Source organism: Acinetobacter sp. BMW17, from assembly GCF_001592855.1.
Classification (GTDB): domain Bacteria; phylum Pseudomonadota; class Gammaproteobacteria; order Pseudomonadales; family Moraxellaceae; genus Acinetobacter; species Acinetobacter johnsonii.
Genome location: NZ_LSOD01000021.1, coordinates 12,658 through 25,803, shown reverse-complemented (window position 1 = coordinate 25,803; position 13,146 = coordinate 12,658). Strand labels below are relative to the sequence as shown.

The 13,146-nt window shown below is 42.9% G+C and carries 12 protein-coding genes and 1 riboswitch; of the genes, 5 read left to right on the top strand and 7 right to left on the bottom strand.

Going from position 1 to position 13,146, the window contains the following annotated elements; genetic code table 11:
- From dksA to AXW61_RS06015, 5 genes are all read right to left on the bottom strand, one after another.
- Complete coding sequence (gene dksA / locus AXW61_RS06035) at nucleotides 1–528, bottom strand: RNA polymerase-binding protein DksA (RefSeq protein ID WP_004692816.1); 528 nt, start codon at nucleotides 526–528, stop codon at nucleotides 1–3.
- A 209-nt stretch (nucleotides 529–737) separates the two neighbouring features.
- On the bottom strand, nucleotides 738–1,535 hold the full coding sequence (gene cpdA, locus AXW61_RS06030; protein WP_062033264.1) for a 3',5'-cyclic-AMP phosphodiesterase: 798 nt from the start codon (nucleotides 1,533–1,535) through the stop codon (nucleotides 738–740).
- Nucleotides 1,536–1,545: 10 nt separating this feature from the next.
- Nucleotides 1,546–2,166: an NUDIX domain-containing protein gene (locus tag AXW61_RS06025; protein ID WP_062033261.1), complete on the bottom strand. Its 621-nt coding sequence runs from the start codon at nucleotides 2,164–2,166 to the stop codon at nucleotides 1,546–1,548.
- A 75-nt stretch (nucleotides 2,167–2,241) separates the two neighbouring features.
- On the bottom strand, nucleotides 2,242–4,134 hold the full coding sequence (thiC, locus tag AXW61_RS06020) for a phosphomethylpyrimidine synthase ThiC (protein WP_062033258.1): 1,893 nt from the start codon (nucleotides 4,132–4,134) through the stop codon (nucleotides 2,242–2,244).
- Between the two features lie 144 nt (nucleotides 4,135–4,278).
- A riboswitch (TPP riboswitch) is annotated at nucleotides 4,279–4,406 on the bottom strand.
- Nucleotides 4,407–4,474: 68 nt separating this feature from the next.
- Nucleotides 4,475–5,527 (bottom strand): hypothetical protein, encoded by a 1,053-nt coding sequence (locus AXW61_RS06015; RefSeq protein ID WP_205630084.1) that lies wholly within the window; start codon nucleotides 5,525–5,527, stop codon nucleotides 4,475–4,477.
- 280 nt (nucleotides 5,528–5,807) lie between these two features.
- Here AXW61_RS06015 and AXW61_RS06010 point away from each other — a divergent pair, with 280 nt between their 5' ends.
- The gene (locus AXW61_RS06010; RefSeq protein WP_062033253.1) at nucleotides 5,808–7,136 is read left to right on the top strand and encodes a TolC family outer membrane protein; all 1,329 of its coding nucleotides are present in this window, start codon (nucleotides 5,808–5,810) and stop codon (nucleotides 7,134–7,136) included.
- A gap of 89 nt (nucleotides 7,137–7,225) precedes the next feature.
- Nucleotides 7,226–7,942 (top strand): phosphate signaling complex protein PhoU, encoded by a 717-nt coding sequence (gene phoU / locus AXW61_RS06005; RefSeq protein WP_004692799.1) that lies wholly within the window; start codon nucleotides 7,226–7,228, stop codon nucleotides 7,940–7,942.
- 499 nt (nucleotides 7,943–8,441) lie between these two features.
- Here the strand turns inward: phoU and AXW61_RS06000 are convergent, their stop codons facing one another.
- Together AXW61_RS06000 and argH are read right to left on the bottom strand one after the other, a co-directional pair.
- The gene (locus AXW61_RS06000) at nucleotides 8,442–8,714 is read right to left on the bottom strand and encodes an oxidative damage protection protein (protein ID WP_004978611.1); all 273 of its coding nucleotides are present in this window, start codon (nucleotides 8,712–8,714) and stop codon (nucleotides 8,442–8,444) included.
- Nucleotides 8,715–8,726: 12 nt separating this feature from the next.
- Nucleotides 8,727–10,160 (bottom strand): argininosuccinate lyase, encoded by a 1,434-nt coding sequence (gene argH / locus AXW61_RS05995; protein WP_058868743.1) that lies wholly within the window; start codon nucleotides 10,158–10,160, stop codon nucleotides 8,727–8,729.
- Between argH and AXW61_RS05990 the strand changes: the two genes are divergently transcribed.
- The 3 genes from AXW61_RS05990 (at nucleotide 10,151) to hemC (ending at nucleotide 13,138) form a co-directional block, all read left to right on the top strand.
- Entirely contained in the window at nucleotides 10,151–11,305 is a 1,155-nt protein-coding gene (locus AXW61_RS05990; protein ID WP_062033250.1) for a histidine kinase, read from the top strand. The two genes, argH and AXW61_RS05990, sit on opposite strands and share 10 nt — an antisense overlap.
- Before the next feature lie 51 nt (nucleotides 11,306–11,356).
- Nucleotides 11,357–12,097 carry a LytTR family DNA-binding domain-containing protein gene (locus AXW61_RS05985; protein WP_062033247.1) on the top strand — a complete coding sequence of 247 codons (741 nt, stop codon included), beginning with the start codon at nucleotides 11,357–11,359 and terminating at the stop codon, nucleotides 12,095–12,097.
- A gap of 120 nt (nucleotides 12,098–12,217) precedes the next feature.
- Nucleotides 12,218–13,138 (top strand): hydroxymethylbilane synthase, encoded by a 921-nt coding sequence (gene hemC / locus AXW61_RS05980; RefSeq protein ID WP_062033245.1) that lies wholly within the window; start codon nucleotides 12,218–12,220, stop codon nucleotides 13,136–13,138.
- Nucleotides 13,139–13,146 lie beyond the last annotated feature (8 nt).

The following is a 13,146-nucleotide window of genomic DNA, read 5'->3' as shown; positions in this document are numbered from 1 at the left end:
TTAACCGTTATTTTGCTTCTCTTTGATTTCTGCCAGTGTTTTGCAGTCAATACATAAAGTCGCAGTTGGACGAGCCTCTAAACGGCGCAGACCAATTTCGATACCACAGGTTTCACAGAAACCATAGTCATCGTTTTTAATCGCTTCAATTGATTGCTCGATTTTGCGGATGAGTTTACGTTCACGGTCACGTGTACGTAATTCAATTGCAAACTCTTCTTCTTGTGTCGCGCGGTCATTCACATCAGGCAAAGCGGTGTTTTCGTCTTGCATGGTGTTGAGTGTGCGGTCAACTTCTGACATCAACTCTGCTTTCCATGCCAACAAAATTTGGCGGAAGTGCTCAAGCTGACCTTCAGACATGTATTCTTCATTTTTTTTCGGCTGATAAGGTTCAATACCAAATAAGCTTGCAGTAGAACCACCGTCAGTCGCTTTAGGCTTAGTTTTGCGCACACGTTTTGTAGATTTTTCATCTACAACATCAGTTTGTTCGTCTAAGACAGTATTTTGGTTGTCATTCGCCATTTAGGGCAATCCTCATCATATACGTATCTTTAATACGCAAAAAATATGGTGATATGCAAGTGTTTTTATCCACCCTCGAGGAGATTCACCCTCGGGGGTCGTCATCATATAGACTTTTTAAGTATTTTGATAGTCTTTGATGTTTGGATTAAATTGATCACTTTTTCGTAAGAGCAACTAAGGTAATTGAAAACGATAAAAATGAAAAGTTAATAACCTGAAATTTCAACATTTATTTTTTGCTGTGCGTGTAAGACACGTTCTACGTGGGTTTCATGGCTGCCATCTGCGTTTAATTGTAAAATACGATAACCTGGTGCTTGCTCATCTAAGGCGAAATGATCGCTTAAAGGCTTAAATTGGACACTGGTAGACGGCGTCGAGTAAAACTGAATACCATGCCACTCACGCCATGATTCTTGATGGACATGTCCCGACAGCACAATTTTGACATTGTGGTATTTCGCTAGAACCGCAGTGAGGTCTTGGGTGTTCTTGAGTTTATGTTGATCAATCCATTTTGACTGCATTTCAAAAGGATGATGATGACAGGCAATCACAATGTGTTGCTGGGCAAATTCTTGTAGGATCTGTTCCAGTTGGTTCAACTGTGTTTCATCGACCCAGCCATCGATTTTACCTTTGACGGCACTATTGAGTAAAACCACACTCCAAGGGCCGAAGTGAATCACATGAACTTTGTTTTGTTGCTGATGAAAAGGGAAGTGCTCGGCATTGTCATGATTGCCCGGAACCTGATAAAACGGCGTCTTTAAACTCTGCATAAAGTCTAAATAGCGTTGATAGGTTCGAGGCACAGGTACTTGCGCCAAGTCACCCGTATGGACGATGGCATTCAGCTGTGGGTGACGCTCAACAATATGTTGCATCACATGATGAAAGCTTTGCTCTGGATTCATACGTACAAATTCCAGATGATCTTGATCCATCAAGTGCGTATCTGAAATTTGGATAATGGTCCAATTTTTTTCATTATTTAAAGTCATGCCTGACCCCTTAGACATTCCTTGTCGTTTTAATCTGTTGTTGTAGCCATTGCAAGGCCATTATGACAGGCGCATTTCTGAGCCGACCATTGGAAAGTAATGTCTCGATCTGCGCATAATCAATCAGGTGTAATAAAATATTTTCACCTTCATCGGGCATACCAAATACACCACCCTGTTCGGGTAAATCGGCCGAAGCACTATACAGATGAAACAGTTCCGCACAGGCACCTGCAGAAGGATAAAAGCTAAACAGATGTTGTAAGTGTTCAATCTGACAGCCTGATTCTTCTAATGCTTCACGGCGAATACAGCTTTCAGGTGATTCATCACCATCGAGTACTCCCGCAATAATCTCCAGCTGCCAAGCTGAATCTTGGTCATCCATAGCACCAATACGAAATTGTTCAATCAAGGCAAATTTTTGTTGTGCATCATCATAAATTAAGACACCTGCAGCTTCAGGGCGCTGAATGAGCTCACGTGAAATCACAGCGGTGTACTCAGTTTGATTAAACAGGCGATGACGTAAATTTACTTTTTCTACTTGAACAAAACCCTGAAAAACAAAGGCTCTGTCTACAATTTGGACATCTTCACGGTGATATGTAGCTTGCTTAATTATGTTCATAAAGCGCAATCAGGATGAAATTTATCATTTCATCCTAACTGAGAATCGCATGATTACAAAAGGTTTTTTATCAACTTACACTTTTTGGTACAAGTTTTGTCCGGTTGCATGGAATTGTTTTTTCATGCTATTGAGACCGTTTTCGACCTCTTCTTGCTGAATTTTATTCAGCGTAGCGTTTTGCTGGTTTTGTGCATAATCACGCACGTTTTGGGTGATTTTCATCGAGCAAAACTTAGGACCGCACATCGAACAGAAGTGCGCAGATTTGTGCGCCTCCTTCGGCATGGTTTCATCATGCATGCTACGTGCCGTGTCTGGATCAAGACTGAGATTAAACTGATCTTCCCAGCGGAATTCAAAACGTGCTTTAGACAGGGCATTGTCACGAACTTGCGCACCCGGATGACCTTTGGCCAAATCTGCCGCATGTGCTGCAATTTTATAGGTGATGATGCCATCTTTGACGTCTTTCTTGTTCGGCAGGCCCAAGTGTTCTTTAGGGGTGACATAACACAGCATAGCAGTCCCATACCAACCAATCATCGCCGCACCAATCGCAGAAGTAATATGGTCATAACCTGGTGCAATATCGGTGGTTAATGGCCCTAAAGTGTAGAAGGGCGCTTCTTGGCAGACTTCAAGTTGTAGATCCATATTTTCTTTGATCATATGCATAGGCACATGCCCTGGACCTTCAATCATCACTTGCACATCATGTTTCCATGCACGATGGGTCAACTCACCTAAAGTGCGTAATTCAGAGAACTGTGCTTCGTCATTGGCATCTTGGATACACCCCGGACGTAGGCCATCGCCGAGGCTGAATGACACATCATAAGCCTTCATGATTTCGCAAATTTCATCAAAGTGTGTATAGAGGAAGTTTTCTTGATGATGGGCCAAACACCACTGTGCCATGATCGAACCGCCACGAGACACGATACCGGTGAGGCGATTTGCTGTCATCGGGACATAACGTAATAAGACACCCGCATGGATGGTGAAATAATCCACGCCTTGCTCCGCTTGTTCGATCAGCGTGTCTTTGAAGATTTCCCATGTGAGGTCTTCCGCTACCCCATCAACTTTTTCTAAAGCTTGATAGATCGGTACAGTCCCAATTGGGACAGGTGAGTTACGGATAATCCACTCACGGGTTTCATGGATGTTCTTCCCTGTGGAGAGGTCCATGATGGTGTCTGCACCCCAACGAGTTGCCCACGTCATTTTTGCGACTTCTTCATCGATTGAAGAGCCGAGAGCCGAGTTACCAATATTGGCATTGATTTTCACCAAGAAGTTTCGGCCAATGATCATGGGTTCAATTTCAGGGTGATTAATATTGGCAGGAATAATCGCGCGCCCTTCAGCCACTTCTTTGCGCACAAATTCAGGCGTGATTTCCATCAAATTATGCGCACCAAAGTTTTGCCCCGCGTGCTGACGTGCATCGACTCCTTCACGTTGACGCTGATTTTCACGAATAGCGATGTATTCCATTTCAGGAGTAATAATACCTTGTTTGGCATAATGCATCTGCGTGACATTGAGGCCTGCTTTGGCCCGACGTGGTTTTTGAATATGGGCAAAGCGGATATTAGCGGTACGAATATCCCGTAAACGTTCTTGGCCAAAGCTTGAACTGAGGCTGTCTAACATTTCGGTATCGTTGCGCTCTTCAATCCAGCTTTCGCGGACATTCGGTAGACCTTTGTTCAGATCAATACTGACATTGGTATCGGTATACACGCCCGAGGTGTCATATACCATCACTGGTGGATTGTACTCACCGCCTAAGCCTGTTGGGGTTTCGGTCAGTTCAATCTCACGCATGGGGACTTGAATGTCTGGGCGCGAACCTTGGATATAGACTTTTTTAGAGGCAGGCAATATACGGGTGAGATCTTTGGCATCTTGTTCATGTTGTGCTGAAATTTCAGCGGAAAGATTCGTTAACTGGTTCATTGCAATGATCCTTATGAATGACATCAACGAATCAAGCACGACCAAAAACGATGGCAATTAAAGCTATTTCTGTGTGTTGTTGATTTGGTGGTACAAATGCAACGGATGTATTTCTACTGGAAATAGTTCAATGAAAGGCGTTCAGTTTTTAGATGGCTTGATTCCTACGCAGGTCTTAACCTGATCAGGTTCAACGGTACTCAGCTTCAAAACTTTATTGAAAAGTCTTAGCTGATCTCAGCGAGCAATTACTCGCGCTCCGTCAAGCGATGCATCATCTTAACATGCACTGTTGTTAAAAACAGCGACCTTTTTATTCAAAGTGTGAAAGGATATCTGTTCAACGTTCTAAGCAAATGGCATCGCTTAAGCAGTCTTTGCCTTGATCGGGTTGGACCATACGTAGTTGAATAAAATGCGCCAATTGTCTTTGTAAGAGTTGATCTGCACCGAGGCGCTGCGCGTGAGCGGATGCAGGCAAGATGATTTGAGCCGCTCTTTGTTCAGGGCTGAGTGCCACAAACTTTAAAAATAAGCGCGCTTGATCCGTCACAATTGAATTTTTTAATGCGGCAAGACGCTCAATTTCTTCCAAATAGTTGCTTTGCACGGTATAGCCGTCGTAAACGCGTTGAGTATCCAGTCCGATAAACAATAGGGTGCTGTATAGGTTCAACAGATGACGTGCATCTTGGTGGTAGCTACTTTTTGGATATTGCTGTAAATAGCTTTCCCAATACAACGCACGATCCGCAATTTCTTTGGCGTCAATTTTCACCTGACCTCCAATCACAGCAGGATATTGATTCTGTGTTGCCAGATGTTCAATAAACTCTTGCTCTGCGACAGGTAGATATGGCGCAAAAATTTTGGCTAAATACTCAGGGCTACGGCGGTAATGCACTTGTCCTTCGCCTGCATCAAACAACTCGACATAAGACTGCCCTTGGTGTTTGATGAGGTATTGGTCGCGAATGGTGAGTTGCTCAAAAAGACTTTGTTGAATGGTCGGATGTTGAGCCATTTCTAGGGCATAGCTTTCAAAAGCGCGCTGCTGTTGTGGCGTACGTTCAACCGACAAAAAGTCATGATACATTTTATTGGATAAACCCAATAAATGCTTTTGTTGTTGAAAACCGAGTAAAGGCAAACACAGCTTAAGATCTTGATTGATTTGCTCTAAAGCAAAAGTCGTACGCTGCGCACCTATTTCTGACATGTTTTTGTCAATTTTTTGGCACAAGTCGGTTAAGTCTAAGGTTTGAGTTGAAGACGCTTCAATTTGTGCGGGCTCTTGAAAGCTGACAGGTTCAGGTTTTTGACAGGCAGCCAACAGCGCGCACATGAAAATCAGTACGTAAGGTTTAAGCGAAAATAAAGAAGAATGATTCACAGCGACTCGATCAAAAAACTCAGTTCAGCGACAACACAGTAGAGAAACTCCTTTTCTCCGTGGATCATTTTATAGGGGGAATGGAATTTTTAATGTGTAGTATTGTGAATGAGTTTGTTGAACGGGCTATGACACTATTCAATATTTACTTCATAATGAACAGATTAGTGCGCGCTATTGTAACCAGTGCAATAAAAAATATACGAAAAAAATGACAACTCGTTTTAGTATAGCATTGCTCAGAACGAGGCCAGTGAGGCGGAAAGGTGGACCAAAGACAATGAAGATTAAATGTGTCCTAGCCAGCTGTGTGTTGTTTTTCGCGCCGTGGAGTCATGCCTTGGATTTGGTCGACGCTTTACAACGCACCAAAGTCAATGATCCTAACTGGCAAGCCAATTTACTCCAATATGAAGCAGATCAACTCAATTTAGGCATTGCTCAAGGTAACTTACTACCAACCATTAGTCTGTCTGGTAATGTGACTCGAAAAAATCAACCCATTGGGCAGGTGAGTTCGGTTCTTTCCATGCCCGATACGACCACCACCAAACAAGTGGCGATTACGGCGCGCCAACCCCTTTTTCGTTGGGATGCGTGGGAAGGATTGAAACAAGTCAAGACCTCCCTCAGTTTAAGTGAAGTCAATTTACAGCTACAGCGGCAGCAACACATTTTAGACGTGACGGAAGCCTATTTTAATGTACTGCGCCAACAAAGTTTAACCGCAGCCAATTTACAAGAAGAACAGGCTCTACTTGAGCAACTGAATATGATGAATGCCAAACTCAGAGAAGGTTTGGTGGCAAAAAGTGATGTGAGTGAAGCCAATGCACAATACCAAAGCGCACAGGCCAACCGTATTGCGACGCATGTACAACTAGTCTTGGCGCAGGAACAACTGGCGCAAATTATCGGGCCTTATCAAGAAAACTTGGCAGTGCTGCGTGAAGACTTTCAGTTTCAAAAGCCTTATCCTGCAGAACTTTCAGCATGGACTAATTTAGCTCTCGCACAGAACCTAGGCATTCAGCAGGCACGCTTACAACAGCGCTATGCTGAAGATCAAAAACGGGTTGAACAAGCTGCGTTGTATCCGCAAATTGAAGCCGTAGGAAGCTATGGTTATAGTGAGCAGACTCCTGATAATATTATGTCGGCCAAAGGCAACTTTGATCAGATTGGTATTGAGATGAATTGGAATGTCTATACGGGAGGGAGAACCAAGAAGTCGATTCAAAAAGCTGCCGTCAACGTCAAAAAATCTGAAGCCGAATTGGATGCCGCTATCCGTAAAGCCAATACAGAGGTGAAAAAGTCCTATTTACAAGTGGAAACAGACCAAGCCAAGTTGCAAGCACGTAAAGCTGCCATGGAATCATCCAGCCTCGTCTCTCGTGCCTCACAAGCGCAGTATCAAGAAGGCTTAAAAACCATGGTTGATGTTTTACTGGCACAACGCAATGCCTTTTCGGCCAAGCAGGATTATGTCAATGCTAAGTATGACTATCTGATCAATGTCTTGCATTTAAAGGCATCTGTGGGTAAGTTGACTGAACAAGATATTCAAGAAATGAATGCATGGTTGGTGGACAAAGCACGCTTATAAAAGGGTCTTGTCATCAAATCTTCACAATTGCTATGCTTTAATATCGCTCAATCTTTAGTCCCTCATGATGTTGCTGTGGAGTACGTCCTTTGCCAAATAGTCCTGTTTTAAACCATCACATTTCTTCGCAGTTCAATGAAGATTTGCAGGATGTGAACACCAAATTTATGACCATGGGTGGTTTGGTAGAACAACAAGTGGCAAATGCAATTCATGCGCTACTCGACACCGATGCCAACTTAGCGGTCGATGTTCAGTTTAAAGACAATGCGGTGAATCAGCTCGAACGTGAAATTGATGAAGCCTTGACCTTGATTTTGGCGCGTCGTCATCCTGCTGCGATTGATTTGCGTATGGTAATTGCGATGTCGAAAGCCAATACCGACCTAGAGCGTATTGGTGATGAAGCGGCGAAAATTGCTCGTATTGCGCAAAGCTTATGTGAAGACGGTGAATCCCCTCGCGGTTATATGGAAACGCGTCATATTGGTAACCAAGTCCGTGTCATGATTCATGATGCCCTAGACGCTTTTGCACGCTTAGATGCAGAACAAGCGCTACGTGTGATGATGGCCGATGCTGACATTGACCGTGAATATCAGTCTGCAACGCGTACTTTGATGACTTATATGATTGAAGACCCGCGTCATATTGCCCGTGTGATTAATGTGATGTGGGTATTACGTTCATTGGAGCGTATTGGCGATCATGCGCGTAACATTTCTGAGCAAGTGATTTACATGGTGAAAGGTTTGGATGTACGTCATACCAGTTTTGAAGAAGTTGAAAAACATATCCAAAAATAAAAAAGCGTATCTTATTTTTCAAGCACAACTTCGGTTGTGCTTTTTAATGGTTGCTTAATTTTCGGATAAAAAAAATCTCAGACTTTGGGGGAAATCTGAGACTAAAATCGGGGATATTTATCGTTATAGATAAGAGGTTTCCCTCTATCCTTGAATGCCATTATAGGAAAGATGTTTTTCTGCGTCATGTAGGTTCTTGTAGTGTAATGTTGAGTTTTGCAATGGTTATGTAGCGCTATGTTTACACTTAATTATTTAGATACAAATAGCTGTTCTATATTCTGATTGAGTCATCAATATGTCATCTATCTTGGGTTTAGTTAGACCTGTGCTTAGATAGAACATTGTATGAATAAAAAGAAAAGCCCCGATGTTGGGGCTTTTCAAATGTGAAACTGTGTGCTTTGCTTACTTTAGATAATTTTCAGAGCAATACTCTATTGGTCACGCCAAGCATAGCTTTTCATCTTGCAGCGTGGCGGAGCAGTGCTCCGCTTTATCATGCCTCTGGCTTTAAGCCTTCTGCTTTTTCTAAGCTTTCATCATTGTTAAAGAACTTCTCACGTTGTTCTTCAAGAAACTTTTTCGCATCAGGTTCAAACACATTTAAGCGTTTTTCATTGATTAAAGTGGTTTGGTGCTTTAACCATTCTCCCCAAGCTTGCTTGGAGATGCTTTCAAAAAGTTCTTGGCCTTTTGCACCAGGGAAAGGTGCAAAGTCTAAACCTTCCATTTCTGTTTGATATTTACGGCAAAAAACTTGTCGAGTCATATCTAGACGTCCTTATTGAGCATAAAGTTTTTCTAAACGTGCATGGGCACGTTCAATGGCAGCTTCTACTTGCGCAGGTGCAGTTCCACCAATGTGGTTACGTGCATTGACTGACGCTTCAAGGGTCAGCGCTTTTTCAAAGACATCCGCTTGAATTAAATCAGAAAACTGTTGAAGTTGTTCTAAAGTTAATTCAGAAAGATCTTTTGACTCTTGAACACCTAAAGCAACGGCTTTACCCACAATTTCATGTGCATCACGGAAAGCCACGCCATTTTTCACAAGGTAATCAGCCAAGTCCGTTGCGGTTGAGAAACCACGCAGTGCTGCTTCACGCATGATTTCAATGTTTGGCACCAAAGCAGGAATCATGTCTGCAAAAGCCATGAGCGAGCCACGCACGGTATCAATCGCATCAAACAAAGGTTCCTTGTCTTCTTGGTTGTCTTTGTTATACGCCAATGGTTGACCTTTCATCAGTGTTAACAAGCTCATCAGGTCGCCATAGACACGGCCTGTTTTACCGCGCACTAACTCTGGAACATCTGGATTTTTCTTTTGTGGCATGATTGAAGAGCCAGTACAGAAACGGTCCGGAATGTTTACGAACTTAAACTGTGCAGACGTCCACAGAATCAGTTCTTCTGACATGCGTGATAAGTGCATCATGATCAGAGAAGCCGCAGCATTGAATTCAATACCAAAGTCGCGGTCAGATACTGCATCGAGTGAGTTTTCAGAAACAGCTTCAAAACCCAGTAACTCTGCTGTAAATGCGCGGTCGATTGGGTAAGTGGTACCCGCAAGTGCTGCTGAACCTAAAGGCATACGGTTAGTACGTTTACGACAGTCAATGAGACGCTCAGAGTCACGTACTAACATTTCAAACCATGCCAACAGATGGTGACCAAAAGTCACGGGCTGTGCCGTTTGTAAGTGGGTGAAGCCCGGCATAATGGTATGTGTGTTTTGCGCAGCAATACTCAAAATACCTTTTTGTAATTTTTTTAGTAATTCTAAAATGGCATCGATTTCATCGCGGACATAGAGGCGAATATCGGTTGCCACTTGGTCATTACGGCTACGACCGGTATGGAGCTTTTTACCTGTGATGCCAATCCGTTGAGTCAAACGCGACTCAATGTTCATGTGCACATCTTCTAGGTCAATACGCCATTCGAACTGACCCGCTTCGATTTCAGCTTGAATGGTGTTTAAGCCATTGATGATGTCATCGCGTTCTTGTTCAGTCAGAACGCCAACTTTTGCAAGCATGGTCGCATGAGCAATAGAACCTGCAATATCTTGTTTATAAAAGCGTTGGTCAAATTGTACAGATGCTGTAAATTCAGCAACAAAGGCATCAGTAGCTTCAGAGAAACGACCGCCCCACATACCCGAAGTTTGGGCTTGTGACGGATTTGAGGAATTAGAAGATGTGGTCATGTCGGCTCAATAAGATAAAAAGCGGTAGAACTCGCATGAGTATAACAAATTCAAGACAACTTGCCGAAGTTCAAGATGCGCAAAGTTTAACTTCCAGTATGGCTAAGCCAAATATCTCTTATTTATTTAGCAAAATCGTGCAATGGCCGCATTTGTTGGAATTATTTGTTGGTGGAAATTTGTTGGCCATGCTGTTGGCTTTGGCCGAGGCGCAGTCTTGGTCAAACTTGGTGTTTGAGCATGTACTCGGTTATATGCTTTACATCAATTGGGTTTTACTGTCTTTTGCTGCGCTGATGCAATATGGACAAAAAAAGTTGCAGAATTTGGGTCTGGGTATGACTTTATTGTCAGGCTTTTTTCTATTGCAGATCATTGTGTTGGTGACCACGCTCAGCCTTAATATACTGATCTTCTTTGGAGCTAATTTTAGTTTCAAAGGTTTGACTTCAGCCATCTTATGGAATGATGTGGCTTTGCATTTGGGTTATGGCTTGTTGTTAGGCAGCTTTTGTTTTCGTTATTTGTACCTAAGAGAGCAATGGTTTAGGCAGCAAAACAGTGAGCTGAATGCACGGGTGCAGGCGATGCAAGCCCGTATCCACCCGCATTTTTTGTTTAATAGTTTAAATAATGTGATTAGCTTGATCGCGATTGATCCAGATAAAGCCGAACAGATGTTGCTCAATCTATCGCGTCTGTTTAGAGCCAGTTTCCAAGAACTCAAACTGGTCAAGCTCAGTGATGAAATTGAGTTGTGTCAGCGTTATTTGGCTATTGAGCAAATTCGTTTGGGAGATCGTTTACAGGTTGAATGGAAAATCGAACATGCCGAATTGTGTAAGCAGGTACAAATTCCACTCTTAACTTTACAACCTTTACTTGAAAATAGTATTTTTCATGGTGTTGAAAAATTTTTAACTAAGAGTACGATAAGTGTACTGATTGAAATATTGCAAAATCAAGTTACTATCGTCATAACCAACCCATTTACAAAGGAAACAATTCATAAACGACAAGGACATGGTATTGCCATTGAAAATGTGAAGCAGCGCCTAGAGGCATATTTTGGGCGAACTGTGAGCTTTCAAACATATGCAGGGGAGGGAATGTATACCACTGTTGTGCAGTATCAATATAAATAAGCCGCAGTGAACCTATAAAAATAAACAAGGTGACTGTTGGGGAGGAGATAAATGGACATCCTAATTTGTGATGATGAGCCTTTAGCAATCGAACGTTTGTCTAGATTGGTGAGTCAGCTCGGACATCAAGTGGTGGCAACAGCCTCACATGGTCAACAAGCAATTGAATTAACTCAACAATATGAACCAGATGTGGTACTTTTAGATATTCAAATGCCAGAAATGGATGGTTTGACTTGTGCGCATTATTTGCGTCAGCTTGAGCCGATGCCTGCTTTGGTGTTTTGTACGGCTTATGATGAACATGCGCTCGATGCATTTAAGTCACATGCTGAAGGTTATTTATTAAAACCAGTGATGCAACAGGAATTGCAACAGGTGCTTGGTCACCTCACTAAATTAACCCAAGCTCAAATGAGCGAGATAAAACAAAAAGAAAATATGGATGAATTTAACATAAAGCGACATCAAATCGCAGCGAAAACCTATCGTGGTGTGGAATTGGTGCCCATTGAAAATATTTATTATTTTTTGGCGGATCAAAAATATGTCACGGTACGCCATAAAAATGGCAGTGTCTTAATTGATGAAACCTTAAAAGACTTAGAGCATGAGTTTGGGGATGCCTTTATTCGTATCCACCGTAATGCTTTGGTTTCTGTTCATTTTTTAGAAGGACTTGAAGTGGTCAACTCTGGGCAGTATCAAGTGCGTTGCCGTGAGTTAGATGAGCGTCTAGCGGTGAGTCGACGACATTTGCCGGGCTTGCGTGAGCGCTTACATAGGCTTTAGCAGGCTAATGTAATTATTCTGCTGCTGATGATGAGATGGGACGCTTTGGGCTGAATACATTTCCAATGGGGGAAATTCAGTTTAAGATAGTTTCATTCTTATTGGCACATACTAAAATTTATGAAAACCCTAAAGATCGCTACTCGACAAAGCCCGCTTGCTCTTTGGCAAGCTGAACATATCCGTGCTCGTTTAGAAGCATTGCATGCGGGGCTCACAGTAGAGTTGGTGACTTTTGTTACCCAAGGGGACAAAATTTTAGATACACCATTGGCAAAAATTGGTGGCAAAGGTTTATTTGTCAAAGAGCTTGAAGCGGCTTTGTTGGATGGTCGTGCCGATTTGGCAGTGCATTCAATGAAAGATGTTCCGATGGCTCTGCCAGAGGGGTTATCACTGGCCGTGATTTGTGAGCGTGAAGATCCTTTAGATGCTTTTGTGTCGAATAGTTATGCGAATTTTGATGCATTGCCACAAGGGGCCAAGGTCGGCACTTCGAGTTTACGCCGTAAATGCCAAATTTTAAAACTACGACCTGACTTAGAGATTATCGATTTACGTGGCAACGTAGGAACGCGTTTATCTAAATTAGATGCGGGTCAGTACGATGCCATTATTTTGGCCAGTGCGGGATTAAAACGCTTGGGGTTGGCAGAACGTATTCGTCATACCATTCGACCTGAGTTGAGTTTACCTGCCGTGGGTCAGGGCGCTTTAGGGCTAGAGTGCCGTGCAAATGATCAAGCGGTATTGGATTTGATTCATCCTTTATTACATGTAGAAACCGATACTTGTGTACGTGCTGAACGTGCTTTCAATGCTTATCTTGAAGGTGGATGTCAGGTACCCATTGCGGGCTATGCTACTTTAGCAGACAACCGCATTCAGCTTGAAGGGCGTGTGGGGAGTGTCGATGGGCAAACGCTACTCAAAGCACAAGTGGCGGGTGATGCCGCTGAAGCTGAGCATTTGGGTGTTGTCCTTGCACAAGAGCTATTGGCTCAAGGTGCTGGTGATTTACTCAAAGCCTTTTATCACTAATATTTCTT

Bases quoted from the DNA above. Each gene is read 5' to 3' on its own strand.
- AXW61_RS05990 (WP_062033250.1), top strand. From the start codon at position 10,151: ATGTGGTCATGTCGGCTCAATAAGATAAAAAGCGGTAGAACTCGCATG.
- argH (WP_058868743.1), bottom strand. From the start codon at position 10,160: ATGACCACATCTTCTAATTCCTCAAATCCGTCACAAGCCCAAACTTCG.
- AXW61_RS06000 (WP_004978611.1), bottom strand. From the start codon at position 8,714: ATGACTCGACAAGTTTTTTGCCGTAAATATCAAACAGAAATGGAAGGT.
- AXW61_RS06010 (WP_062033253.1), top strand. From the start codon at position 5,808: ATGAAGATTAAATGTGTCCTAGCCAGCTGTGTGTTGTTTTTCGCGCCG.
- AXW61_RS06025 (WP_062033261.1), bottom strand. From the start codon at position 2,166: ATGAACATAATTAAGCAAGCTACATATCACCGTGAAGATGTCCAAATT.
- dksA (WP_004692816.1), bottom strand. From the start codon at position 528: ATGGCGAATGACAACCAAAATACTGTCTTAGACGAACAAACTGATGTT.
- thiC (WP_062033258.1), bottom strand. From the start codon at position 4,134: ATGAACCAGTTAACGAATCTTTCCGCTGAAATTTCAGCACAACATGAA.
- cpdA (WP_062033264.1), bottom strand. From the start codon at position 1,535: ATGACTTTAAATAATGAAAAAAATTGGACCATTATCCAAATTTCAGAT.
- AXW61_RS05985 (WP_062033247.1), top strand. From the start codon at position 11,357: ATGGACATCCTAATTTGTGATGATGAGCCTTTAGCAATCGAACGTTTG.
- hemC (WP_062033245.1), top strand. From the start codon at position 12,218: ATGAAAACCCTAAAGATCGCTACTCGACAAAGCCCGCTTGCTCTTTGG.